At 59.4% G+C, this 23,175-nt stretch carries 20 protein-coding genes; 4 read left to right on the forward strand and 16 right to left on the reverse strand.

Annotated features, from left to right (window positions below):
- Positions 1–47: 47 nt before the first annotated feature.
- A complete protein-coding gene (locus HHJ16_RS14475) occupies positions 48–1,109 on the reverse strand; it encodes a 2Fe-2S iron-sulfur cluster-binding protein (protein ID WP_296901697.1) in 1,062 nt (353 codons plus the stop codon).
- Positions 1,110–1,195: 86 nt separating this feature from the next.
- Complete coding sequence (locus tag HHJ16_RS14480) at positions 1,196–2,191, reverse strand: hypothetical protein (protein WP_296901699.1); 996 nt, start codon at positions 2,189–2,191, stop codon at positions 1,196–1,198.
- Positions 2,192–2,446: 255 nt separating this feature from the next.
- On the opposite strand from HHJ16_RS14480, the gene HHJ16_RS14485 reads away from it, so the two are divergent.
- Positions 2,447–3,259: an enoyl-CoA hydratase gene (locus HHJ16_RS14485; RefSeq protein WP_296901701.1), complete on the forward strand. Its 813-nt coding sequence runs from the start codon at positions 2,447–2,449 to the stop codon at positions 3,257–3,259.
- Positions 3,260–3,336: 77 nt separating this feature from the next.
- On the opposite strand, the gene HHJ16_RS14490 is transcribed toward HHJ16_RS14485, so the two are convergent.
- From HHJ16_RS14490 to HHJ16_RS14510, 5 genes are all read right to left on the reverse strand, one after another.
- Complete coding sequence (locus HHJ16_RS14490) at positions 3,337–5,724, reverse strand: heavy metal translocating P-type ATPase (protein WP_296901703.1); 2,388 nt, start codon at positions 5,722–5,724, stop codon at positions 3,337–3,339.
- A gap of 89 nt (positions 5,725–5,813) precedes the next feature.
- Positions 5,814–6,071, reverse strand: coding sequence for an SHOCT domain-containing protein (locus HHJ16_RS14495; RefSeq protein WP_296901705.1), 258 nt, complete (start codon positions 6,069–6,071; stop codon positions 5,814–5,816).
- The gene (locus HHJ16_RS14500; protein WP_296901706.1) at positions 6,068–6,529 is read right to left on the reverse strand and encodes a DUF302 domain-containing protein; all 462 of its coding nucleotides are present in this window, start codon (positions 6,527–6,529) and stop codon (positions 6,068–6,070) included. The genes HHJ16_RS14495 and HHJ16_RS14500 overlap by 4 nt, the downstream gene beginning before the upstream one ends.
- 9 nt (positions 6,530–6,538) lie before the next feature.
- The gene (locus tag HHJ16_RS14505) at positions 6,539–6,994 is read right to left on the reverse strand and encodes a hypothetical protein (protein ID WP_296901708.1); all 456 of its coding nucleotides are present in this window, start codon (positions 6,992–6,994) and stop codon (positions 6,539–6,541) included.
- Between the two features lie 145 nt (positions 6,995–7,139).
- Positions 7,140–7,475, reverse strand: coding sequence for a thioredoxin family protein (locus HHJ16_RS14510; RefSeq protein WP_296901710.1), 336 nt, complete (start codon positions 7,473–7,475; stop codon positions 7,140–7,142).
- Positions 7,476–7,592: 117 nt separating this feature from the next.
- Between HHJ16_RS14510 and HHJ16_RS14515 the strand changes: the two genes are divergently transcribed.
- Both HHJ16_RS14515 and HHJ16_RS14520 read left to right on the forward strand, forming a co-directional pair.
- Positions 7,593–8,312, forward strand: coding sequence for a TetR/AcrR family transcriptional regulator (locus tag HHJ16_RS14515; RefSeq protein WP_296901712.1), 720 nt, complete (start codon positions 7,593–7,595; stop codon positions 8,310–8,312).
- 28 nt (positions 8,313–8,340) lie between these two features.
- The gene (locus HHJ16_RS14520; RefSeq protein ID WP_296901714.1) at positions 8,341–8,841 is read left to right on the forward strand and encodes a thioesterase family protein; all 501 of its coding nucleotides are present in this window, start codon (positions 8,341–8,343) and stop codon (positions 8,839–8,841) included.
- Between the two features lie 37 nt (positions 8,842–8,878).
- Here HHJ16_RS14520 and otsA read toward each other — a convergent pair whose 3' ends face one another.
- The 7 genes from otsA to HHJ16_RS14555 form a co-directional block, all read right to left on the reverse strand.
- Positions 8,879–10,261 carry an alpha,alpha-trehalose-phosphate synthase (UDP-forming) gene (gene otsA, locus HHJ16_RS14525; RefSeq protein ID WP_296901716.1) on the reverse strand — a complete coding sequence of 461 codons (1,383 nt, stop codon included), beginning with the start codon at positions 10,259–10,261 and terminating at the stop codon, positions 8,879–8,881.
- A 25-nt stretch (positions 10,262–10,286) separates the two neighbouring features.
- Positions 10,287–12,131: a glycoside hydrolase family 15 protein gene (locus tag HHJ16_RS14530; protein ID WP_296901717.1), complete on the reverse strand. Its 1,845-nt coding sequence runs from the start codon at positions 12,129–12,131 to the stop codon at positions 10,287–10,289.
- 33 nt (positions 12,132–12,164) lie between these two features.
- Positions 12,165–12,941 carry a trehalose-phosphatase gene (gene otsB, locus HHJ16_RS14535; protein ID WP_296901719.1) on the reverse strand — a complete coding sequence of 259 codons (777 nt, stop codon included), beginning with the start codon at positions 12,939–12,941 and terminating at the stop codon, positions 12,165–12,167.
- A 110-nt stretch (positions 12,942–13,051) separates the two neighbouring features.
- Positions 13,052–14,326 carry a multifunctional CCA addition/repair protein gene (locus tag HHJ16_RS14540; protein WP_296901721.1) on the reverse strand — a complete coding sequence of 425 codons (1,275 nt, stop codon included), beginning with the start codon at positions 14,324–14,326 and terminating at the stop codon, positions 13,052–13,054.
- 44 nt (positions 14,327–14,370) lie between these two features.
- Positions 14,371–15,054: a glutathione S-transferase family protein gene (locus HHJ16_RS14545; RefSeq protein ID WP_296901723.1), complete on the reverse strand. Its 684-nt coding sequence runs from the start codon at positions 15,052–15,054 to the stop codon at positions 14,371–14,373.
- A 24-nt stretch (positions 15,055–15,078) separates the two neighbouring features.
- Entirely contained in the window at positions 15,079–16,035 is a 957-nt protein-coding gene (locus HHJ16_RS14550) for a complex I NDUFA9 subunit family protein (protein WP_296901724.1), read from the reverse strand.
- Positions 16,036–16,661: 626 nt separating this feature from the next.
- Positions 16,662–17,399: a bifunctional 2-polyprenyl-6-hydroxyphenol methylase/3-demethylubiquinol 3-O-methyltransferase UbiG gene (locus tag HHJ16_RS14555; protein ID WP_296901726.1), complete on the reverse strand. Its 738-nt coding sequence runs from the start codon at positions 17,397–17,399 to the stop codon at positions 16,662–16,664.
- A gap of 646 nt (positions 17,400–18,045) precedes the next feature.
- On the opposite strand from HHJ16_RS14555, the gene HHJ16_RS14560 reads away from it, so the two are divergent.
- Complete coding sequence (locus HHJ16_RS14560; protein ID WP_296901727.1) at positions 18,046–19,695, forward strand: isovaleryl-CoA dehydrogenase; 1,650 nt, start codon at positions 18,046–18,048, stop codon at positions 19,693–19,695.
- Between the two features lie 72 nt (positions 19,696–19,767).
- Here the strand turns inward: HHJ16_RS14560 and HHJ16_RS14565 are convergent, their stop codons facing one another.
- Both HHJ16_RS14565 and HHJ16_RS14570 read right to left on the reverse strand, forming a co-directional pair.
- Complete coding sequence (locus HHJ16_RS14565) at positions 19,768–21,441, reverse strand: thiamine pyrophosphate-binding protein (RefSeq protein WP_296901729.1); 1,674 nt, start codon at positions 21,439–21,441, stop codon at positions 19,768–19,770.
- 55 nt (positions 21,442–21,496) lie between these two features.
- On the reverse strand, positions 21,497–23,026 hold the full coding sequence (locus tag HHJ16_RS14570) for an aldehyde dehydrogenase family protein (RefSeq protein WP_296901730.1): 1,530 nt from the start codon (positions 23,024–23,026) through the stop codon (positions 21,497–21,499).
- Between the last annotated feature and the right edge of the window lie 149 nt (positions 23,027–23,175).

The raw sequence follows: 23,175 nt of genomic DNA on the forward strand, positions 1-23,175 counted from the left end.
TTGTCGAGTCGCTTTGATCTGGCCAGTTGATCTGGTTTCTCGGTTCTTTAGCGTCCAGCGCTCGCAGTGGCCAGACGGTTTGCTGGCGGTGTTTCTGGCTGCTGCTGTTGAAAATAACCTTCGGTATGAATCATCTCGTCTTTCGCGCCGAGAAGCTTTGCCGCCTGCTTGCAACTCGCTACAAATTCAGGGGTCCCGGCGATGAACACGGTGTACCCCGACAGGTCGGTAAACTGCGTTGGCAGTAAGTCGGGAATCCGGCCACTGAGCATTCCATCGCGCTTTTCGCGTGTCAGGGTCGGTATGAATTTGAAGCGGCGGTTCTTGGCTTGCAGAAAAGTCATCAAGCCCTGGTTGTAAATATCTTCCGCGGTGCACGCTGAAAAAAGTAGTTTCACTGGCTGCTTGAAGCCGCGTCGCAGCGCCGCTTCAGTCAGCGACAGGATAGGCGCCAGGCCGGAACCCGCCGCCATACAGAGCACCGGCGTCTCCACCGAAGGATCGCCGATAAAAGTACCGTAGGCGCCTGACAACTTGACGCTGTCGCCAACCTGAACCTGGTCGTGCAGCCAGCGGCTGGTTGCGCCAGTGGCGTCACGCGTGACGTGCAGCAGGATTTCTCCATCAGGCCTGGGTGCGCCAGCAATCGAGTAGGAGCGCTGTGGCGCGCCCGCCGTTGCGTCGCCCAGCATGACGTATTGACCCGGCCAGTAACGCACCGGGTTACCCAGTGGTCGAAACCGGAATTCGGTGATGCGCGGAGTGCGCCGGATCTTGTCGGTGACGATATGCAGCATGTTCTCGCGTGGCGGAAAGAGTTTCGGCTTCGCGTCGTCAGTGCCCCACTCGATCACTAGTTCGTCCGACAGCGGCTTGGCCATGCACATCAGGCCGAAGCCCTGCGCCCGCTCCTCCTGTGACAAAGCCATGTCAAGCACAATGCCCTGGTCGAACTCACCCTGTAGAACCTTGACCTTGCATTCGCCGCAGGCACCGGCTCGGCAGTTGTTGGGAAGCGCATAACCCGAGCGTTCAACGGCAGCAAGAACGGTATCGCCCTGTTGACATTCGATCTCATGACCCGAGGGGTGCAGTTTAATTCGGCTCACTTGTCGTCCTTGACGTCATTAATGCATGAGGCGCTGCGCCGTGCGATGGCCGGCTCGCCATCGCACTGGGGCAGCGCCCTGAAAGGTCAGAATACCGGAATGATATCGGCCATGTCGATGTCGGTCACTTCTTCGCCTGAAATGCCGACTTCGGGAATTGCAGGGAATGGAATGTCGTACTTGTCGAGCACGCCTTTCAGATTCAACATCGCGGCCTTCCAGTTTTCTTTTTTCTGTTCATAGGCAGGAATATTGAAACCCGCATCGCGCGCAATCGTTTCTCCCTTGCGCTGCACCTCGATGAAGTCTGGTGGCAGATCCCAGAAGTCTGGTGGCGGCTCGAACAGCACAGCCGACAGGAACAGGTAGCCGGCGCGCACCTGCTTGGTAATGATGGCGCGGTCTTCCTTTTTCATTTTGGGATAGTCGCGCTCCATGAGCGCCATGCAGATCGCCATGTGACGTCCTTCGTCGCGACCGATATTGCGGAAGCCTTCTTTGAATACCGGCTCGGTGCAGCCGGCGGCCATCTGGTGAAAGATCGTCGCCGCGGCAATTTCGCCCATCAAGAAGGAACTGAACAACACGGCCAGGCTGTATTTAGGCACAGCGAGTTTGTAGCTGGTCCAATAGCGACCGCCGTTGTAATACAGCCAGGCGGCGTTGCGCTGCAATTGCTTGCCAATCTCGGTCTTGGGCGTGTACGTCAGCGGATCGGGATGCTCCAATAATTTGGTGATTGCCAAACCGCACATTTGCTCATGGTTTTGCTCGTCGCGGGTGACGGAGAAAAAGCAACGGCGCACGGCATCTTCCTCGTGTACTTCGTAGGTCTTGATAAATGCTTCGGCGAATACTGGCGGTGCGGAGGCGTCGAACACTGACAACAGCGTCCACCAGTAGGCGATCGACTCACGTTCTTCCCAGCTGTAGCTGGCCGCGTTGAACGTATCCCATGGTAAAGCCTGCGGGTCCCAGGCTTCACGCAGGGAAGAATTCCACACTTCTTCTAGTTTCGACGTCTGGCGGTGCCAGGACAACGGATACACATTGGGCTGCTCCGTCGCGGGCGGGTAGTCCATCTTGTGGGCGATTTTTTCATGGTGGCTCATGGTCTTGTCTCCTGAAAGGAATTAAAAGGCCACTCAAGTGGTGGCCTGGCGTTGGAAGCGGTAACGATTCAATAGTGTTTGCCATTGAACAATTTAATTATGATACTGTTTTTTATAATTGCAAACTATTTTGTATCATGTTGTCAGGGGGTGGCTTTTGGGGGGTGCTATGGGCGTGCACTTCGTGTCCCGCCTACACTGGGCTTCTCAACACGGGAAATCATCATGAGTACATCCAACTTCAGCACCGCAGCAGGCATATCGCCCGGCACCCTTGCAGAAATCCTCACCCACGTTGACGGGGGCGTAATGACCCTCACGCTCAACCGCGTGGACAAGAAGAATTCCATCACTTCCGCCATGTACAGCGCCATGGCCAACGCCCTGGAGTCCGCGAACCACGACGCCGCCGTTCGCGCCGTCGTGATTCAAGGCCACGAAAGCATTTTTTCGGCTGGCAATGACATCGGCGATTTTCTGAATAAGCCGCCATCGACTTCCGAGTCGCCAGTGTTTCTTTTCTTGCGCGGCATCAGCACTTTTCCGAAGCCGATCGTGGCCGCTGTGTGCGGTCCGGCGGTCGGTATTGGCACCACGATGCTGCTGCACTGCGATCTGGTCTACGCCGGTGACAACGCAGCGTTTTCCATGCCTTTCGTTAATCTGGGCCTGTGCCCCGAAGCGGCGTCGAGTTTTTTGGTGGCGCAGTTGATGGGCTATCCGCGTGCGGCGGAAGCCTTGTTGTTGGGCGAGCCCTTCACGGCTGAAACCGCGCTGGAAATGGGATTGATCAACCGCATCGTCCCGCCTGCTGAAGTCAACGCGCTGGCCCAAAGGCAGGCCCTCAAGCTGGCGGCCAAGCCGCTTACGGCATTGATTGAAACGAAGCGCCTTATGAAAAAAGGCAATGCCGGTATCGTGGCCGAACGCATGGCGGAAGAGGGCGCCAGCTTCGGCCGCATGCTTCAGGAGCCCGCAGCCCGCGAGGCGTTCACGGCTTTCATGGAAAAGCGGCGCCCCGATTTTTCCAAAAGTTGAAGTGAAAGCCATGCTGTGCGCCACGACCATAGCGCCAGCGGTCGCCGCGGTGCGCCGCGCCAAACGCCAACCGCGATTCAGTCCTGTTTGAGGGACGCGCCCCTGAGCCGCAGGGCATTGCTGATGACCGAGACTGAACTCAGGCTCATCGCCAGCGCTGCAATCATGGGCGACAGCAACCAGCCGGTCAAGGGATACAGCACGCCTGCGGCCAGCGGCACGCCGAGCGCGTTGTAAACAAAGGCAAAGCCGAGGTTTTGCTTCATGTTGGCGACCGTCGCAACGGACAAGGCGCGGGCTGCGGCGATTCCCCGCAAATCGCCCTTGACCAGCGTGAGCTGCGCGCTGTTCATCGCCACGTCGGTGCCGGTTCCCATTGCGATGCCCACGTCCGCGCGTGCCAGTGCCGGGGCGTCGTTGATACCGTCGCCTGCCATCGCTACGACGCGGCCTTCGCGCTGCAGGCGTTCGACCAGTTGCAGTTTGTCGGCGGGTTTGACCTCGCCGTGCACTTCATCAATGCCCAACCGCTGTCCGACCGCGCGTGCAGTGGTGAGTCCATCGCCGGTTGCCATCACGATGCGCAGGCCCGCCGCACGTAACGAGGCCAGCGCAGCGGCGGTCGTGGCCTTGACCGGGTCCGACACGGCGAGCAGCCCGGCGAGTTGTCCGTCAACTGCCAAATGCATCACGCTGGCGCCTTGTACGCGCAGTTCCTCGGCGCGGCTGGCGAGCGGTGCGACGTCGACCCCCAGTTGCTGCATCAGCGCGGTATTGCCCAGCGCGAGTGTCTTGGCGGATACCATGCCGCGCACGCCGATGCCGGATGCCGAATCGAATTGTTCGGGCTTGTCCAAGGCCAAGCCACGTGCATGGGCTGCCGCAACGATCGCAGCGGCGAGTGGGTGCTCGCTGCCCTGGTCCAGACTGGCGGCCAGGCGGAGCACTTCGTCCTCCGTAAAGCCGGCGGCAGCCACCGCGCGTTCGAACACTGGCCGCCCTTCGGTCAGTGTGCCGGTTTTGTCAACGATCAGGGTGTCGACTTTGCGCAGATTCTCGATCGCCGCAGCGTCGCGGAAAAGTACGCCCTGCGTGGCGCCGCGACCAGTAGCGACCATGATCGACATCGGTGTAGCCAGTCCCAGCGCGCAGGGGCAGGCAATGATCAATACCGACACCGCGTTGATGAGACCGTAGACCCAGCTCGGCTGCGGGCCGAACAGGCCCCAGCCGAAGAAGCTCAACAAGGCGACCGTGACCACCCCCATGACGAACCAGCCCGCGACTTGATCCGCCATGCGCTGCATGGGTGCCCGGGAGCGCTGCGCCAGCGCGACCATCTGCACAATTTGCGCCAGCACCGTGGCCGAGCCGACATGCTCGGAACGCATTACGAGCGCGCCGCTGGTGTTGAGCGTGGCGCCGATGAGCGTGTCGCCCACTCGCTTCGTTACGGGCAACGGTTCGCCCGTCAACATCGACTCATCAAGCGCGCTACTGCCCTCGACCACCACGCCGTCTACCGGCACTTTCTCGCCCGGGCGCACCCGCAGCTTGTCACCCACATGGACATGGGTCAAGGGGATGTCCTCTTCGTTGCCGTCGGCGTTGATTTTGCGCGCCGTCTTGGGGGCAAGGCCGAGCAGCGACTTGATCGCGGCCGAGGTCTGTGACCGGGCCTTCAGTTCGAGTATCTGACCGAAGAGGGTCAAGGAGATGATGACCACCGCCGCTTCGAAATAAACCGCTACCCGGCCCATCGAGATAAAGGAAGCCGGAAACACGCCGGGTGCCAGTGTGGCCACGACGCTGTACAAGAACGCGGCCCCGGTGCCGAGGCTGATCAGCGTCCACATGTTCGGACTGCGATGCAACGCTGATTGCACGCCCCGAACGAAGAACGTCGAACCAGCCCACAACACCACGGGCAAGGATAAAGCCATCTCGATCCAGCTCTGTGTCGCCATGTCGAACCACCCGAGTCGGTGGCCCACCATGGCCAATGTGGCGACGACCACGGTGAGCGGTAGTGTCCACCAGAACCGGCGGGTGAAGGAGGCCAGCTCCGGGTTCTCGTCGTCGTCAAGTGTCGGCAAGATGGGCTCCAGGGTCATGCCGCATTTAGGGCAATTTCCGGGATGGTCCTGCCGGATTTCTGGATGCATCGGGCAGGTGTAGATGACGGTCTCAGCTCCCGTCGCGGCTACCTTGGGAACCGCTGCGGCCCCCTCCGGGATAACCGGTGGATCAATATAAGCCTGCGGATTAGCAGAGAATTTGGCTCGGCAATCGGCACTGCAGAAGTAGTACGGTTTTCCGCCATGCTCCAGCCAATGCGACGACTTGGCCGTGACGGGCATGCCGCAGACGGGATCCGTAAGGCCGACCGACGGTTTGGCCGGGGCCAGCGTGGCGCCATGGGGGACTGAGTTTTCCGCGGTGAGGGAATCGGGTTTGTCGTTCATGTCAGGAGTTCCTTCTGTCGAACCAAACTGAAGGCGATCGACCAGGTCAAAAGTGCTTTAACGGTGGCGTTGAGCAGGTACCCCGCTGGTCAGCCCGAGCGGTCGCTGTCGCGATCCAGCAATGCTTTGCGTTCCTCATAATCCGCCGGTGTGATTTCCCCGCTGGCCAAGCGCCGGCGCAGCAACTCGTGTGCGGTTTCACGCGACAGATGTCTTTGGTGGGGCGCGCGACCCCGACCATAAAATAAAAATCCGGCGATCAGGACAAGCCAGAACAGCCACCAGAGCGCGTGCATGCCAATCATGTAGCCGCCGCCGTAAAACATGGGCATAGCGTAGCCAGTCATCGGTTAGCCGTGCCGCCGGACGTTTGCACTAAGGCCGAACGTACCCGCTCAAGGCTGCCGCGGACTTCCTTCGCGATCTTGGCCACTTCGGGGTCGTTGGTGAGTTGCAACACGGCTACGGGGTCCATGAATCCCACGGTAAGGCTGCTGTCGGGGTCTTCCCGCACGATGACATTGCAGGGAAGCAGTAGCCCGATGTCCGGCTGCGCGCCCAAGGCGCGGTGCGCCAGCTGTGGGTTGCAGGCGCCGAGGATACGGTAAGGTCTAACCTCAACGTTCAATTTCGCCTTCATCGTCGCCCGGACGTCAATATCGGTTAGCACGCCGAAGCCTTCAGCTTTCAAGGCAGCGGTCACACGAGTCACCGCGTCGGCGAAGCTCGATTTGCCCAGCTTGCAATAAATCCCATAGGTCGCCCCAGATGTGGTGTTGCCGGAAGTTTCAGTGTGTGTAGTCATGGCGATTCCTTAAGGTTTGGCCGGTGCCGGAGGCATGCGGTCCATCATCATCTGCATCATGGATTGCATCATCTCCATGCGTTTTTCCATCATTTGGTAACGCGCCGCCATGTCACCGGGCATGGCCCCTTGGCCCTGCATACCACCCATCCCCCCCATGGACCCCATCCCACCCATCATGCCCATCCCGTCTTGCATTAACTTCATCTGCTCGGCCATCAATGCGCTGCGCTCACTGGGTGTCGTGGCGCGCATCATCTTGTCGTGCATTTCGCGCATGGCTTTCATGTGCTCGTCCATGCGGGACATGGCGCCGCCCTGGCCACCCATTGGCATGCCCATCCCGCCAACTGAGGGGTTGGGTCCAGCAGGATAACCACCTTGATCGACCGGCATCTGGGCGCAACCGGCCAAAGCTAGCGCTGAGCCGGCTGCAACGATTGACAGCATGCGAATTAATTTCATTGAAAACTCCAGTTAAGGGACCAACGAACGATGCTTGAGGAACTGTGTTTGCGCCAAGCTTCTGGGCTTTAAAAGCTACGCTTCAACGGGCGGATTGTCTGTACGTTGGCGTACTGAGGCAGCCGCCAGTCTTTACTCGCAGGACTCAACATTTCGAGTCTTGCCAGAGCCGGTGAATGCGATCCATCCGGGATGTCAATTCTTGAAGGCTAAAGCTGCGAGCCACTTCCAGGCATAACTGCCCTTCGATAAAAAGTTTTACGGCCGGCAAAGCAAAGACGCCGTGTTGGGCGCAAATGTCTGGCGTCTGCTCGCAGTCCACATACGCGATCGAAATGTCCGGGAAGCGTTGTGCCATGACGTGTTCAATCTTGGGCTTGATCGACTGACAAACTCCGCAATGCGCGCCGCCAAAAAGGACTAGCAACTCAGCGCCTCTTTTTAACTGATCAAGTTGGTTTGCGCTGGCAACGGTTTGCATAAGAACAAGCTTACTCTCTCCACTCCCCGATCGAAAACAAGTGTCGGATTCACCCGTGCATCTTTTTACCAAGCGCACGCTTGCTAAAAATATCGGGTTTTGCTATGGTCGGGATCCATGAATCCACTCGCCGCGCGCAGCCGCTTCGCACTTCAAGTGCCCGTCACGGTGGCGACGAAGTGCGCTGCCCCCGAAAAACGTCCGCGCGGACGACCTCGGAAAACAGCGGGCGAGCGAGACGACGGCAACCGGCGGGTCGAGTTGATCAACGCCGCCGCGAAGCTGTTTCGAAAAAACGGTTTTGACGGTACCACCACGCGCGACATTGCCGCCGCAGTCGGCATGCACAGCGGATCGCCGTTCTATCACTTCAAGAGCAAAGGGGCACTGCTCTACGCGGTCATGGAGCAGGGCATGCGGACGGCCATTCTCCAGCAGGCCTTGGGGCTGCGGGCCGCCGAGAAATCACCACCCGATGGCGCAGCCTTGTTGAGGGTGTTAATCCGTAATCATTTTGGGGTGCTGCTGGGGCCTGGCAGTGATTTCATTCCGGTCATGTTGTACGAGTCGCGCTCGCTGACAGCCCGGCAGCGCACGTTGCTGGCTAAACTTCGGGGCGACTACGAAGCCGTCTGGGAGCCGGTGCTCAACGCGTTGCACAACGCGGGCCGGATAAAGGGCCAGGTCAAGCTCGCCCGACTGCTGATCTTTGGTGCTCTGAACTGGTCGGTGCAGTGGTTTGACGCCAAAAAAGGGGCCTCGCTGGAGGAGTTGGCTGACGCGGCGATGGCGCTTTTTGTGCAGACTTTGCCGCCTGCAACGTTGAAGACACCCTGAAAAAGCACGCAGTACGACAATTGCAATCATGACCCACGCTTTGATCCCAACGCCCAAGCTGTCCCCAACCCTCGAATTTGAAGCCGACTTCATCGCCGGATTAAAAAACATTTTTGAAGAAAAAATTATATTCAACCAGCTGCTCGGCCTGAAGATCACGTCGCTGAAGGCCGATCGGGTCACGGCGCGCATTGACATGCGGGATGACTTCGTGGGCCACCCGATCTACAACCGCATTCACGGTGGCGTCATTAGCGCAGGCCTCGACGCCATGGGCGGTTTGGCGGTGATGGCGGCTATCGGCGCACGGCACATGGACGAAACCCCGTTACAGCGATTACATCGTTTTTCGAAGCTGGGGACGATTGATTTGCGGGTCGATTATCTGCGCCCGGGGATTAGCGACTACTTCGAGCTGCGGGCCGAAGTGTTGCGATTGGGCTCGCGCGTGGCCAGCACGCGCATGGAGTTTCTCGGCGCGGACGGCACGCTCTTTTCTACCGGGGCTGCTTCCTACATCGTTTCGTAATCGAGATGGCGCGGGAAGGGCGAAAGCCAAAAGGCCTCTACGCGCTCCGAGTCTCGGCCAGCGTTTTCAAAAACGTCTGGCGCCACCAGTGCACGTCTTGCTCCCGAATAGTTTTGAGTAGCTTCTGGTGCCGGCTTTGCCGTTCTTCCAGCGACATATTGAGCGCGCGCTGGATGGCATCTGCCGTGCCGTCGGTGTCGTAAGGGTTCACCAGCAGGGCTTCCTTAAGTTGGTCGGCGGCGCCTGCAAAGCGCGACAGGACCAACACGCCGGGATCGGCCGGATCTTGTGCCGCAATGAACTCTTTGGCGACCAGATTCATGCCGTCGCGCAGCGGTGTGACGAGTGCTACCCGGGCCACGCGGTAGAGCCCTGGCAGGCGTCGGCGTGCCACGTTGCGGTGAATAAAGCGAATCGGCATCCAGTCAAGCTCGCCAAAGTTGCCATTGATCGCGCCACACAGGCTTTCCAGTTCCTGCAGCAAATCAGTGTAGGTGCCCATGTCCTCGCGGCTGGGTGAGGCAATCTGGATCAGCGTCGCGCTGCGGAGGTTTTCAGGATATTTTTTAAGCAATGTCTGAAACGCGCGCAAGCGTTGTGGCAGGCCTTTGGAATAATCCAGCCGTTCTACGCCCAGTAGCAGTTTGCGGCGCGAGTATTCTTCCTTCATGCGCTCGTACATATCGCTTGCTTCTTTGCCATGGGTAAGCGCGGCGAATTCGTCTACGTCGATACCGATCGGAAAAGCGCCTGCCTGAACGGTGCGGTCAAATGCCCGGAATCGATTCTGGCCCAGCGATTCAGCACTTGCCTCCGCGTGCACGTAGTGCGAAAAGTGCAGCAGATCGACCTCGCTTTGAAAGCCCACCAGATCGTAGGAAAAAAGTGCGCGCATCAGCCATTCGTGTTGGGGAATGGCCGCCAGCAACAATTGAGGCGGCAGGGGAATATGCAGGAAGAAACCAATGCGGTGGGTGGAACCCAATGCACGCAACTCGGCAGCCAGCGGGATCAAGTGATAGTCATGCACCCAAATGATGTCGTCGGGCTTCAATAGCGTCATCAGCTTGCGCGCGAACAGCTGGTTAACGCGGCGGTAGGCGTTGATGTGTCCGCCATCGAAGCGGGCCAGATCCAGCCGGTAGTGAAACACGGGCCAGAGTACGCCGTTGCTGTAACCGAGGTAGTAACCGGCATGGTCTTCTACCGATAAATCCACCGTCGCGAGCGTGACGCTACCAGCGTGTTGCACATGCAATTCGCCTTCCCCCGGTGCACCGCCTTCGACAATGCTACCGCTCCAGCCGAACCAGAGTCCGCCGGTGGCCTTAAGCGCTTCGCCCAGCGCTACGGCCAGGCCCCCGGCAGTGGCCTTGCGGGGATCGGCGACACGATTGGAAACGACAACGAGACGACTCATTTTTTTGCTCTCCTGCTTGGCTTGCTCATACTTGGGACTCCCAGGGCGCAGACAGTCGCATCGCCGCGTTGATGATGCCCACCATGGAATAGGTTTGCGGAAAGTTACCCCACATCTCGCCTGTGACCGGGTGGGTGTCTTCCGACAGCAGTCCCAGGTGGTTACGGGCTGCGAGCATGGTTTCAAAAATTTCACGCGCTTGCGCTTTTCGGCCGATGCGCGTCAGCGCGTCGATGCGCCAGAAGGTGCAAATATTGAACGCGGTTTCCGGCCTCCCAAAATCGTCAGAGGCTTCGTAGCGACGCATATAAGGCCCATCGCACAAATGGGTCTCCAGCGCGTTGACGGTGGCGATGAAGCGGGGATCTTTCGGGTCGATGAAGCCCACCTCAATCATCAGCAACACGCTGGCGTCTAAATCGCGCCCGCCAAAACTTTCGGCGAAAGCCTGGCGCTCTTCCGACCACGCGTCGCGCAAAATATGTTCCTGCATGCGTTGGGCATGGCCTTGCCAGTATGTCGCACGCTCTGGCAACTCAAGCGCCAACGCGATTTTTCCGAGTCGGTCGCAGGCGGCCCAGCACATCAGTGCCGACGAGGTGTGAATCCGGGCGCGTGTACGCAACTCCCACATGCCGGCGTCCGGTTTGTCATAGGTGCGCGCCGCCTGCTCGCCGACCGCCTCAAGCCGCTTGAATTCGGCCAGACCGGCACGGTGCAATAGCCGGTGGTCATGAAAGGCCTGGGCCGCACCCAGCACCACATTGCCATACACATCGTGCTGAAAATGCTCCTGCGCCTGGTTGCCAATGCGAACCGGCCCCATGCCGCGGTAGCCTCCCAAATGGGCCATCACCGATTCGGGCAACTCGCGCTCCAGGCCAATGCCGTACAGCGGCTGGATATGTCCGCCGTTGGCTTGCACCACCACGTTGCTCAGCCAGCGCAGGTAGTCTTCCAGGGTGCCGACCTCCGACAGACTGTTCAGCGCACGCACCACAAAAAAGGCATCGCGCAGCCAGCAGAAGCGGTAGTCCCAATTGCGCTGGCTGCCGGGTGCTTCCGGAATGCTGGTCGTCATGGCCGCCACGATGGCGCCGGTGTCTTCAAACAATGACAGCTTGAGGGTAATCGCCGCGCGGATGACCGCGTCCTGCCACTCCAGCGAAATATGCAGACGCTGGCTCCAGCGGCGCCAGTAGGTCACCGTCTCCTGCTCAAACAGACGAGCCGTGTCGACAATGCCATCAACCAGCGACTCATCGGCGCCCAATAGAAAATTGTGTTCGCGTGTCATCACGAAGGGCTGCCTGGACAGCAGGTGCGACAGCGGGGCGTCGGTGTTCAGCCGCAGCGTGAGCGCTTCTCCCACATAGCGCAGATGGTTGCTGCCCTGCGTGATCAGGGGCTCGCGCCGGCCCCAGTCGAAACGGATGTTCAGGGCCACGCGGATGCGCGGTGCGCCATGAATCGGCCGCACGCGCCGCACCAGTGTCATCGGCCTGAAGAAACGCGAGCGGCTGAAAAACCGGGGCGCAAAGTCAGTGATCTCTATGCCCTGTCCGCTTTTGTCAAACAGCTGCGTCCGGAGTACGGCGGTATTGGGTTCGTACCATTGTTTTGATTCTGCGAAATCCTCAATCTCAATGGCAAAAGCGCTTGATTGGGAGGTGCTGTCATCACCGTCACCGGTACCAGGCTCAATCAGCGCGTTGAATACCGGGTCACCATCGAAGCGCGGCAGGCAGCACCAGACAATGCGCCCGCGCACATCAATCAGCGCACTGAACGCGCAGTTGCCTATCACCCCCATGGAGAGGGATGGTTCCGCAGGCGGCGCAAAGCGCCTGGAGTCATCTGCAACGGTCATGGGCTGGTCTTCGCCATAAGTTCATTCGGTTCGTTATGGGTTGTTCTTAGAAATGCGATGCGGGCGCTGTGCGGCGGTTTTCAGCCATTGCCGAAGTGCCGCCGGGGTCGCGCATCGATGATGGGCGAGTGTCAGTCCCGCGCCAACCTTGATGCCCTGGCCACCGAGGAGCTGGACGGCAGAAAATCCTGCTTCATCGGTCGCATCGTCGCCCGCGAAGAGGGGAGTCCGGCCCGCAAAGGGGGCGTCTGCCATGAAGGCTCCAATCGCCGTGCCCTTGCTGATTTGCGCTGGTTTGACTTCAAATACAAACTTGCCACGCAGCAATTCCATGCCCGGCGTGCTGGCCGCCGCATCCAGCATGACCTGGAGCGCCTGCGATTCGAGCTCCGGGGCATGGCGGTAATGCAGCGCGACGGCTGCGGACTTGATTTCCAGGTGAAGACCCGAATGGCGTTCTGCCAGCGCTCTGGCGCGTTGAGTGACGTTACGCAAATCGGGCGAAGCCATGCGGACAACCTGGCCTTGGCTTAAACGGCATTGCGCCCCGTGCTCGGCAGCGGAGGGCAACTTCAAGGGCGTTAAAAAGTGGTCCAGGTCCATAAGCCTTCGCCCCGACACAATCGCCAGTGCGCCGCTCAGGTATGCCGCCAGTTCTGCCAGGATCGAAATCAGATCGCCCTCGATCCGTACCGCCTCGGGCTGTGGCGCCAAGTCGACCAAGGTGCCGTCGAAGTCCAGAAAAAGCGCGGTATGGGGACCAATGCGCGGCAGGGCGGCTGAGGGTGATTGAAGGATCTGCGTCACCATTTCTTATTACCTTAGCAAGGTGACCGCGAAATAGCTGTAGGCCGGTTTCGCTTTGTACGTAGTTAGGGAGAACGTCACGGGACAATCAGATTGAATCCTGGCGATTCAGCCTACTCGTTCCGCAGTGAAGCGCGAGCTTGGTCTACGGCAGCTACGCGCGCCTGATGAATCAATGTGCCAATCTCTTTGCCGTCGCGTCCTGCCGCCTGCGCATCCGCAGCAACCCGATCCGTGGCCACGGATTGAGCCGCTGAAAGGGCCTGCAGCAGCCGCTGGCGCGGCGGGTAGGGTACCTGTTCGAGTCCGAGGCGACCGCGGGCGTCGCACTCGCATGCCAGCAGGATATCGGCAAAGCGTACGGGCTTGCGGAACGCATCGCAGCGTTCCAGCAGGCGTACGACCGGCGCGGCGCCGAAGTCGGCGCTGCGGTGGATGTTGCCGTGCTCCCGCGCCACCACGTCAGCCAGTTCACGGCAGTCCACCGGTACGCGAAGGCGCTCGCACACGCCTTTCAACAGACGTGCGCTGCGTTCTTCGTGACCGATGTGCCGGGGCAGTAGGTCAGCGGGCGTGGTGCCTTTGCCGAGGTCGTGACACAGGCAGGCAAAGCGTACCGGCAAGGGGGCCTTCAACTGGGCGGCCATGTCCAGCACCATCATCAAATGGCGGCCGGTGTCCACTTCGGGGTGGTACTCGATGCGCTGGGGCACGCCCCAGAGTCTGGCCACTTCGGGCAACAGTTTTTGCAACGCACCGCAGTCGCGCAGCACCTCCAACATACGCGATGGTCGGCCTTCCATCAGACCGCGCGCCAACTCTTGCCACACGCGTTCGGGTACCAGCGCGTCGACTTCGCCATCGGCAACCATGTGCTGCATCAGGACCGAAGTTTCGGGCGCCACCGAAAAATCGGGAAACTTGGCAGCAAAGCGGGCCAGCCGAAGAATGCGCACCGGGTCTTCCCGGAAGGCGTCGGTGACATGGCGCAAGATTTTTTGCCGAAGGTCCCGCTGGCCGCCATAAGGATCGATCAGCGTTTCCAAATCAGGTTCAAAAATCGCCGCAGACGATGCGCAGAGCGCACGAGCAGCGATTGAATTGATGGTGAGATCGCGCCGCGCCAGGTCTTGCTCCAACGTCACGTTGGGATCGGCATCGACCACAAAACCGCGGTAACCACGCGCTGTTTTGCGCTCGGTGCGCGCCAATGCGTATTCTTCGCGGGTTTGCGGGTGCAGAAATACCGGGAAATCCTTGCCAACCGGCAGATAGCCCAGGGCTACCAATTCCTCGGGCTTGGCGCCCACTACCACCCAGTCGTGGTCTTGCACGGGCAAGCCCAGCAAGCCATCGCGCACTGCGCCCCCGACCATATAAATTTGCATCTGGGCAGTTTAGCGGCTCTTATCAGCGCTTAATTAGCGACCTCTCAGCGTTTCAACCGGTAGGGCTCTTCAACTTCGCAGAAGTAGTTTTCTACCAGTGCGTCGTCTATCCAGGCTTTGACGCCAGGCAGTGCGCTCAATCGCTGGATGTAAGCGGTAATTTTGGGGGGCAAGGGCAAGGCATAACTTGTAAGGCGCATGCACACCGGCGCAAAAAAAGCATCGGCTATGCCGAATTCGCCAAACAGCATCGGGCCTTTGTAGTGGGCCAGCAATTCGCTCCACATGGCAACGAGGCGTGCCACGTCGTCGCGCACGGCGGGTTTGTCGCGCCAGATCAACTGGCCTACTTCGGCCAAGTCTGCTTCAATGTTCATAGGACAGGCCGAGCGAAGGGCAGCAAAGCCGCTGTGCATCTCGGCGCAAAGGCTGCGCGCCCTAGCCCGCGCCTGCGCATCTTGCGGCCAGAGGTTTTTCTCGGGAAAGCGCTCGGCTACATATTCGGCAATTGCGAGGGTGTCCCAGACGATGAAGCCAGCATCGTCCAGCACCGGCACTTTGCCCGCCGGACTCACGCTGCAGATGCTCTGCTTGAAGCGCGAGTGAGCGTCAAAGGAGTCAAACCGCAGCAGCACCTCTTCAAAGGGAATGCCGGCCTGCTTGAGGAGCACCCCAGACCGCATGGACCAGGAAGAGTAGTTTTTATTGGCTATGAAGAGCTTCAGCATGAGGTTTCCAGTTTTGCGGGATGCTCAGAAACGTCCGGCCGTTTTGCGTTTTGAGGTCAGGCCGCTGCGCAGTCCCCGCGCTCCGAGGTAAGTGGGCCCAATGGCGCTGAGTGCGGCCGGCGTGATGCCTAGCGCCTGAAGGTCGGGTAGTTTGCCGCTGGCGACGTTATCGGTTTTCATGGCGTCCAGATTGTCCCGGCTCAACAGGGGCTCCCCGGGCGCCAGCTCCATCAGTCGGGCCTGCAGTCGCGCCAGGGCGTCGGGCAGCGCGATGACCGTTCGACCCTTGCCGCCGTTGATGCCGGCGTAGCGGCCGGCCAGTTCAACCAGTTGTTTGAGCGTGAACACTTCAGGCCCGCAAAGCTCGAACGTCTGGCCGATCGTGCCCGGCACTTCCAGGCAGTGCACGATTGCGCTCGCAACGTCTTGCACCCAGACGGGCTGAAAGCGCGCCCGACTACCGGCCAGCGGAATCACCGGAAAAATTTCCTGCAAATTGGCAAAGGTGTTAAGGAATTTATCTTCAGCACCAAAAATCACACTCGGGCGCAGCACGGTCAAGTCCAACCCCGCACTGATCAAAACGGCCTCCCCCCGCGCCTTGCTGCGCTGGTACATCGACGCGGAATCGAGTGAAGCGCCGAGCGCGCTGACATGGACGATGCGCCGCAAACCACTGGCCTCGCAAGCCCGCGCTAATTCCAACGGGAATTGCACGTGCGCTTTTTCAAACGCGGCCTCAGTGCCATGGAGGATGGCGATCAGATTGACCACGGCGTCGTGTTCAGCCAGCAAGGCCGTCAGCGCGGCGCTGTCATGCACATCGATCTCGATCACATCGACCATTGGCAACATTTGCAGATGCTGCGCGTTGCTGCGGCGCCGCGTGGCCACGGTGACGCGGCACTTCGCCTCAATCAGTTTTTCGCAAACATGCCGGCCCACAAAACCGGTACCGCCGAGGATAAGAATGTTTTTCATAAGCTTTAATTTAGCGTGTTTTCGAGGGTTTCCCCTGAAAAACGGGTTTTAATAATTAAAGCACCTTATCCGGTTGCTGAACTACTTCCCCAAGTGGATCCACCTGTGTAGCCCCTCAAACGTTCATTTGAGATCGAATTACAGACCCTCACTTCATGCGCAGAGCCGAGATCAAACGCGGGCACCGCGACGTCGCCCGCCGAAAAGCGAATGTGTGCTATGCGCTTGCAAGTGCTCTACAGCCTCCGCTCCGAGCGCCCGCTCCTGGCGCAAACCCAGCACACCCGCCTGTCCCGCTGCTTCGTCGATCTGGCCCTGGGCAACGCGGTCTTACCGCCCGTGGTATTCAGCAAAAAACCGTGCGCGCATGATGGAGGAGGAGGTCGTCTTCGAGCGGTTCAATCGGGTGGCTCAACAGACCGATCACGATGATGGCGTGAGGGGCAGGGAGAGCAGAAAATCAGACTCAAAACGTCGAAAACGATCTCAAAAGATCATGGAGTTCGTGATGGGAACGGATCAAGCGGGAAAATGAATAGTTCGGGCGCGGAGCCACGCTCATTCGTGGAGTACTGCTGCAGCCTGTTAATAGCGGGTTCAGATTCTGAGGAGACAACTGCACCGAACTATTTCTTGCAACCGATGACAAGGGTCCTGCCTAGCAAAATGTCAAGCCGGTTAAGCATGTCAACATATATTTCATTGTGTCGATCAATTGTTTGATATCTCTTGATCTCGCGCCGCTTTGTAAAGGTGAAAAAGAACTTAATGGGCAGGTAAAGAAATAACAACCAAAATATGGAAGTGCCCTGCTTTTTGTCAACTGTCACTTGAATATCTTTAAATCCAGCATCGAGTAGCGAGTGAACGAGAAAATAAAGTCCAATCGGGTTGATATGCCCACCAGTGCTGTGCAGCTCTGATTCATTGAAATGCAGTGGTCCAAACAAGTTGTAAAACCCGATGACCATGAACCGGATTCTTGATTTAAGGTTCAAAATATTTGGAGTGGTCAGAACGAATGCGCCATCTGACTTCAATATTCGATGAACTTCTCGAATCGTCTCTCGGTAATGCTCCAAATGTTCCAACACCTCGGTGCAGGTCACTAAGTCGTATGAGCCGTCGCCATAAGGCAACTTATCAACGTTCAAATCAACAATGTCTATTCGCACATCTTTCAAGTGCATCAGCTTGTCTGTGTAATCACAGGCGTCCGACGTTAAATTAAACTTGGTGCGTAAAATTTCAATCAAATCGCCGTGACCCGGACCGATATCCAAATGTCTAACAGGCGATGGAAGCCTCATCGTTCCTGCCATGTTTGCTGCGGCCTGTAGAATTTTGTCTATGCTCAGTCCCATGCGAATGCCACCATCTCAGAATTTAAATAGTGTGAAGCTTAGCAGGCGGCTGAACTACCTCCCAAGTGGTCCACGCAGCTAATCCATCAAGCGTTCATTTGAGATCGAATTACAGCGCCCGCTTCATGCGCGGAGCCGACATCCAAGGCGCACGCCGCAGCATCGTCCTGGGAAACGCTGATGCGTGGCAAGCGCTCTACAGCCTGCGCTCCGAGCGCCCGCTCGTGGAGCAAACCTAGCCACCCTCCTGTCCCGCTGCTTCGTTGACCTGGCCCTGGACGACGCGGCCTGGCCGCTCCCGTATTCAGCAACACTCGTGAACGCCTGATCGAGCCTGATGCCGTCGTCGAGCGGATCAAGCAGGTGATTTAGTAGGTCGATTGCGATGAAGACGTTAGGGGGCAGGAAAACCAGACTCAAATTGTCAGAAACCATCTCAAAGAATCATGGATTTCATGATGTGAACGGATCAAGCGAGGAGATGATGTTCTTGACATGCCGAATTCGCCATGATGTACTTCTGAGGGATAGTAGAAGTTAGAAGTCGCTGTTAATCGGTCGGGGGAAGCCTTCGAACGATTAATAGATAGGGCCGTATTTTCAGGAGGCTTTATTAATGATAGAAATAAAATCAGAAGATAGGTTTATGGCGGAAACTCACCGGGTTGAAAACCAACCGCCGCCGCTACAGGATTACAACCTCTACCTGCAAGATCAGGCACTGACGGAGGCGGTGGCGCGGGAAGGTGCTGGCTGGGCAGAAAATGAACTTGACGCGTTCGGCGTCTTGACCGGCTCTCGGGAGATGATTGAGCTCGGTTTTCAGGCCAATGAAAACAAGCCGGTTCTCTACACCCACGACAAGTACGGTCACCGTATCGACGAGGTGCGGTTTCATCCGGCTTATCACCGCTTGATGGAAGTCGCGTTTGAAAATGGACTGCACGCGTCTCATTGGATTAACCCAAAAGCGGGCGCCCAAGTGGCACGCGCCGCCAAGTTCTACATGCAAACTCAGGTGGAAGCCGCGCATTGCTGTCCGGTAACCATGACCTCGGCGGTTATTCCGGCCTTGCTGCAGCAACCCGATATAGCCGAGCAGTGGGCCCCCAAGATTTTGGCGCGTCAATACGACTACCGGAACGTCCCGAGCGAGCAAAAGCAGGGCCTCACGATCGGTATGGCGATGACGGAAAAACAAGGCGGGTCCGACGTGCGAACCAACACGCTGCGTGCCTACCCGCTGGGTGGGGGAGGGCCTGGCCAGGGCTATGAACTGGCGGGGCACAAGTATTTTGTGTCGGCCCCGATGAGTGACGCCTTTCTGGTGCTGGCGCAGGCGCCAGGGGGACTCTCTTGCTTTCTGTTGCCTCGGTGGCGCCCCGATGGCAGTAAGAATCCAATGCAGATTCAGCGGCTGAAAAACAAGATGGGTAATGTCGCCAATGCATCGTGCGAAACGGAATTGCGCGGCGCCTATGCGGTGCTGATTGGAGAGGAAGGACGAGGCGTGGCGATTATTCTCAAGATGGTCACGATGACGCGCTTCGACTGCATGATTGGCTCCGCAGCCGGTATGCGTCAGGCTGCGGCCCAAGCCTTGCATCATTGCGCCCATCGCTCAGCGTTCGGCAAACGGTTGTCAGAGCAGCCGCTGATGCAAAACGTACTTGCCGACTTGGTGATCGAACATGAGGCAGCGCTGGCGCTGACCATGCGCATCGCCAGTGCACTCGACCGCAGCGAGCAAAGCGAATCGGAAAAACTTTTGGTGCGCATGGGCACCGCCGTCGGTAAATACTGGATTTGCAAACGAACCCCCGCGCATGCCTTCGAAGCAATGGAGTGCCTGGGAGGTAGTGGCGTGATGGAGGACTGCATCATGCCGCGCCTATTCCGGGAATCGCCTGTCAATTCGATCTGGGAGGGCAGCGGTAACGTGCAGTGCCTGGACATGCTTCGGGCCATGAATCGAAGTCAGGGCTCGGTAGACACCTGGCTGTCGGAGGTACAAGCCGCCGCCGGAACGGACAAGCGACTGGACCACTATGTGGCGCAGTTGAGTCGCGAGTTGGCTGACCCTGCCGACATCGAATACCGGGCGCGTGCCGTCGTGGAAAAGATGGCGCTGGCGTTGCAAGGATCCCTGTTGGTCCGCTTTGGAAATCCAGCGGTCGCAGCCGCCTTTTGCGCGTCGCGGTTGACCGATAACAGCAGCGGACTGGTCTACGGTAACTTGCCACGGGGCGTGGATTGCGCCGCGATTATCAAGCGGGCAACACCGGCGCTGGACTGAACGCGCGGCCGGCATCCGTTTGCATTGACGGCCGGTGCACCTGCACCTGCAGCAGCACTGGAGCCGCTGGGCTTAAACCGCGCTCAAGGCCGCATCGCGAATTCCTTGCAAGGTGCTGCCGGGCGTGATTGCCTCCGGGTCGAGCAGGCAATGCAGGATGGCGGGCTTGCCGCTGGCACGGGCCCGGGCCAAGGCGGGAGCGAAGTCTTTGGTACAGCTGACGCGCTCACCGTGGCCGCCGAACGCCTCGGCGTAGCGGCAAAAATCGGGGTTCTTCAATTGCGTGGCGCTGATGCGACCCGGGTAGTGGCGCTCCTGGTGCATGCGGATGGTGCCGTACATGGCGTTGTCGAGCAGCACCACAATCACAGCCAAGCCGTATTGCACGGCGGTAGCGAATTCTTGGCCGTGCATCATGAAATCGCCGTCACCGGCAAACACGACCACTTCGCGTTCCGGCCATAAGCGCTTGGCACCCACCCCCGCAGGCAGGCCGTAGCCCATGGAGCCGCTGGTCGGTGCGAGCTGACTGGCATAGGCGCGAAACGGCCAGAAACGATGCACCCAGGTGGCGAAGTTGCCCGCACCGTTGCAAAAAATAGTGTCGGCGGGCAGCACCTGCCGCAGGTGGCTCATCACGGCGCCCATTTGCAGCGGGCCCGGAATGCGAATGGGGGTGGGGTCGCTCCAGCGTAAAAAATCTTCATGCGTAGCCGCCGTGGCGCTGGCCCAGGCGGGTGTGGTCGCTGGGCTCAATGTAGCCGCCGCTGCGGCGAAAGCCTGCGGCGTGGCGTGAATGGACTGGCTGGCGCGGTACAGCTTGCCGAACTCGCCGGCATCGGCGTATACATGCACCAGGGTTTGCTGCGGTGTGGGAATGTCCAGCAAGGCGTAGCTTTGCGACGGCACTTCGGACAAGCGGCCACCCACCAGCAAAATCAAATCGGCCTGGCGAATGCGCTCAAGCAGGCGCGGGTTGGCACCCAGCCCAAGATCGCCGCCGTAGCACGCATGATCGGCATTGAACAGCATCTGACGCCGGAACGAGCAGAACACCGGCAACGCGAAAGCCTCGGCAAAGGCAGCGATCTGCTGCACTGCAGCCTGCGACCAGCGGGTGCCACCCAGAATGACCAACGGGCGCTGCGCCGCCGCCAGCCGGGTTTGCAACTCGGTGAGTTGCGCCATTCCAGGATGCGTTTCGACCACCGCATAAGGCACGGCGTCGGCGACGTTGGCGATTTCGGTCAGCATGTCTTCAGGCAGCGCAATCACCACCGGCCCGGGCCGCCCCGAGGTAGCGACATGAAAAGCCCGCGAGACCAGTTCGGGCAGGCGCAAAGGGTCGTCGATCTGCACCACCCACTTGGTCATGCTGCCAAACACCGCCCCATAGTCAAGCTCCTGAAAAGCCTCGCGTCCCGACGCTCCGCGCGCTACCTGGCCCACAAACAGCAGCAAGGGGGTTGAATCCTGGTGCGCGATGTGAATACCCGCCGCTGCATTGGTGGCCCCCGGGCCACGCGTTACAAAACAAATGCCGGGCTGCCCGGTGAGCTTGCCCTGCGCCTCGGCCATCATGGCTGCGCCCCCTTCCTGGCGGCAGACGGTGACGTCGATAGCCGTGTCATGCAAGGCGTCAAGCACCGCTAAAAAACTTTCGCCAGGGACGCAAAAAAGCTGCCGTACGCCGTGGGTAATGAGTTGATCGACCAGTATCTGGCCGCCGGTACGCGAGGGGTTCATGCTGTCCATCCAAAAAAGTCAATCCATCAGTCTGGCAACCAGGAGCCGCGCCTGATCAGCCGTCAACCTCGAACGTCACTCCTTGTGCCAGCGGCAGCGCGGTCGAGTAGTTGATGGTATTGGTGGCGCGGCGCATGTAGGCTTTCCAGCTGTCAGATCCGGCTTCGCGGCCGCCGCCGGTTTCCTTCTCGCCGCCAAAAGCGCCGCCAATCTCGGCGCCGCTAGGGCCGATGTTGACGTTGGCAATGCCGCAGTCCGAACCCGCGCAGGACATGAAGCGCTCGGCTTCGCGCATATTCAGCGTGAAGATGGACGACGACAAACCACCCCCAACGGCGTTGTGCCAATCGATGGCGTCGTCGAACGACTGGTAGCGCACCACGTACAAAATAGGCGCGAAGGTTTCACGCAGCACGGGTCCGGCGTGCGCGCTCAATTCCACCAAGGCGGGGCGCACGTAGTAGGCACCCTCACCCGCGATGCCCTTCACACGCTCACCGCCGTGGAGGGTGGCCCCAGCAGCGCGAGATTCAGTTAACGCGGTTTGCATGGCTTCAAACGCGGCGCGGTCGATCAATGGGCCGACCAAGGTATCCGGCGTTCGCGGGTCGCCCACTTTGACATGGCCATAGGCTTTTGCGAGCCGAGGCACCAGAGTGTCGTACACGCTGTCCTGAACGAACAGACGGCGCAGTGTTGTGCAGCGCTGCCCGGCGGTGCCCATGGCAGAAAAAGCGATGCCGCGCAGTGTCAGGTCGAGGTCGGCGGAAGAGGTGACGATGGCGGCGTTGTTACCGCCTAGCTCCAGGATGGCACGGGCAAAACGAGCCGCCAAACGGGGGCCAACCTGCCGACCCATGGCAGTAGAGCCGGTGGCAGACAGTACGGCCACCCGGCGGTCATCCACCAGCAGCTCGCCTACCTCGCGCTGGCCGATCAGCAACTCCAGCAGACCCTCGGGCGCGTCGCCAAAACGCGCCAGCGCGCGCTGTGCGATGGCGTGGGTGGCCAGCGCCGTCAGCGGCGTTTTCTCAGAGGGCTTCCAGACCACCGCATCGCCGCAAACCAGCGCCAGCGCGGCGTTCCACGACCACACGGCAACGGGAAAGTTAAAGGCTGAAATTACGCCGCAGACACCCAGCGGATGCCAGGTTTCCATCATGCGATGCTCGGCCCGCTCGGTGGCCATCGTCAGGCCGTAAAGTTGGCGCGACAGGCCGACCGCGAAGTCGCAAATGTCAATCATTTCCTGCACTTCCCCGGCGCCTTCAGAGGGTATCTTGCCGACTTCCAGGGTGACCAGCCGCCCCAGGTCGGCCTTGGCGGCGCGCAGTTCTTCGCCAAGCAAACGCACCAGCTCGCCCCGGCGCGGGGCTGGCACCTGACGCCATAGCAGGTAAGCGGCCTGCGCGCGGGCAATGGCTGCATTCGCCTGCGCCGGAGTGGATTGCACCACCGCGCCGATCACTTCGCCAGTGATGGGCGAGTGAGCCGGCAAGTCGCCCCCGGTGTAGGCTGCATGGGGCACACCCAGGCGTTGCAGCAGTTGCGCCACTTCGGCGGCGAGGGAGGTGGCTTCTGACATCGTGACTCCAATCAATGGGTGGGACTTGTGCGACAACGCAGAGGGCGGCGACTAACGCCGTAAATCCTCAAAAAGCAAAGCGCCAATATCCACCAAACCGGCTCGCTTGTATAGAGAAATAACGGAACAACTTGATGCACAATGAGAAT

The organism is Polaromonas sp., from assembly GCF_012927485.1.
Lineage (GTDB): Bacteria > Pseudomonadota > Gammaproteobacteria > Burkholderiales > Burkholderiaceae_C > Polaromonas.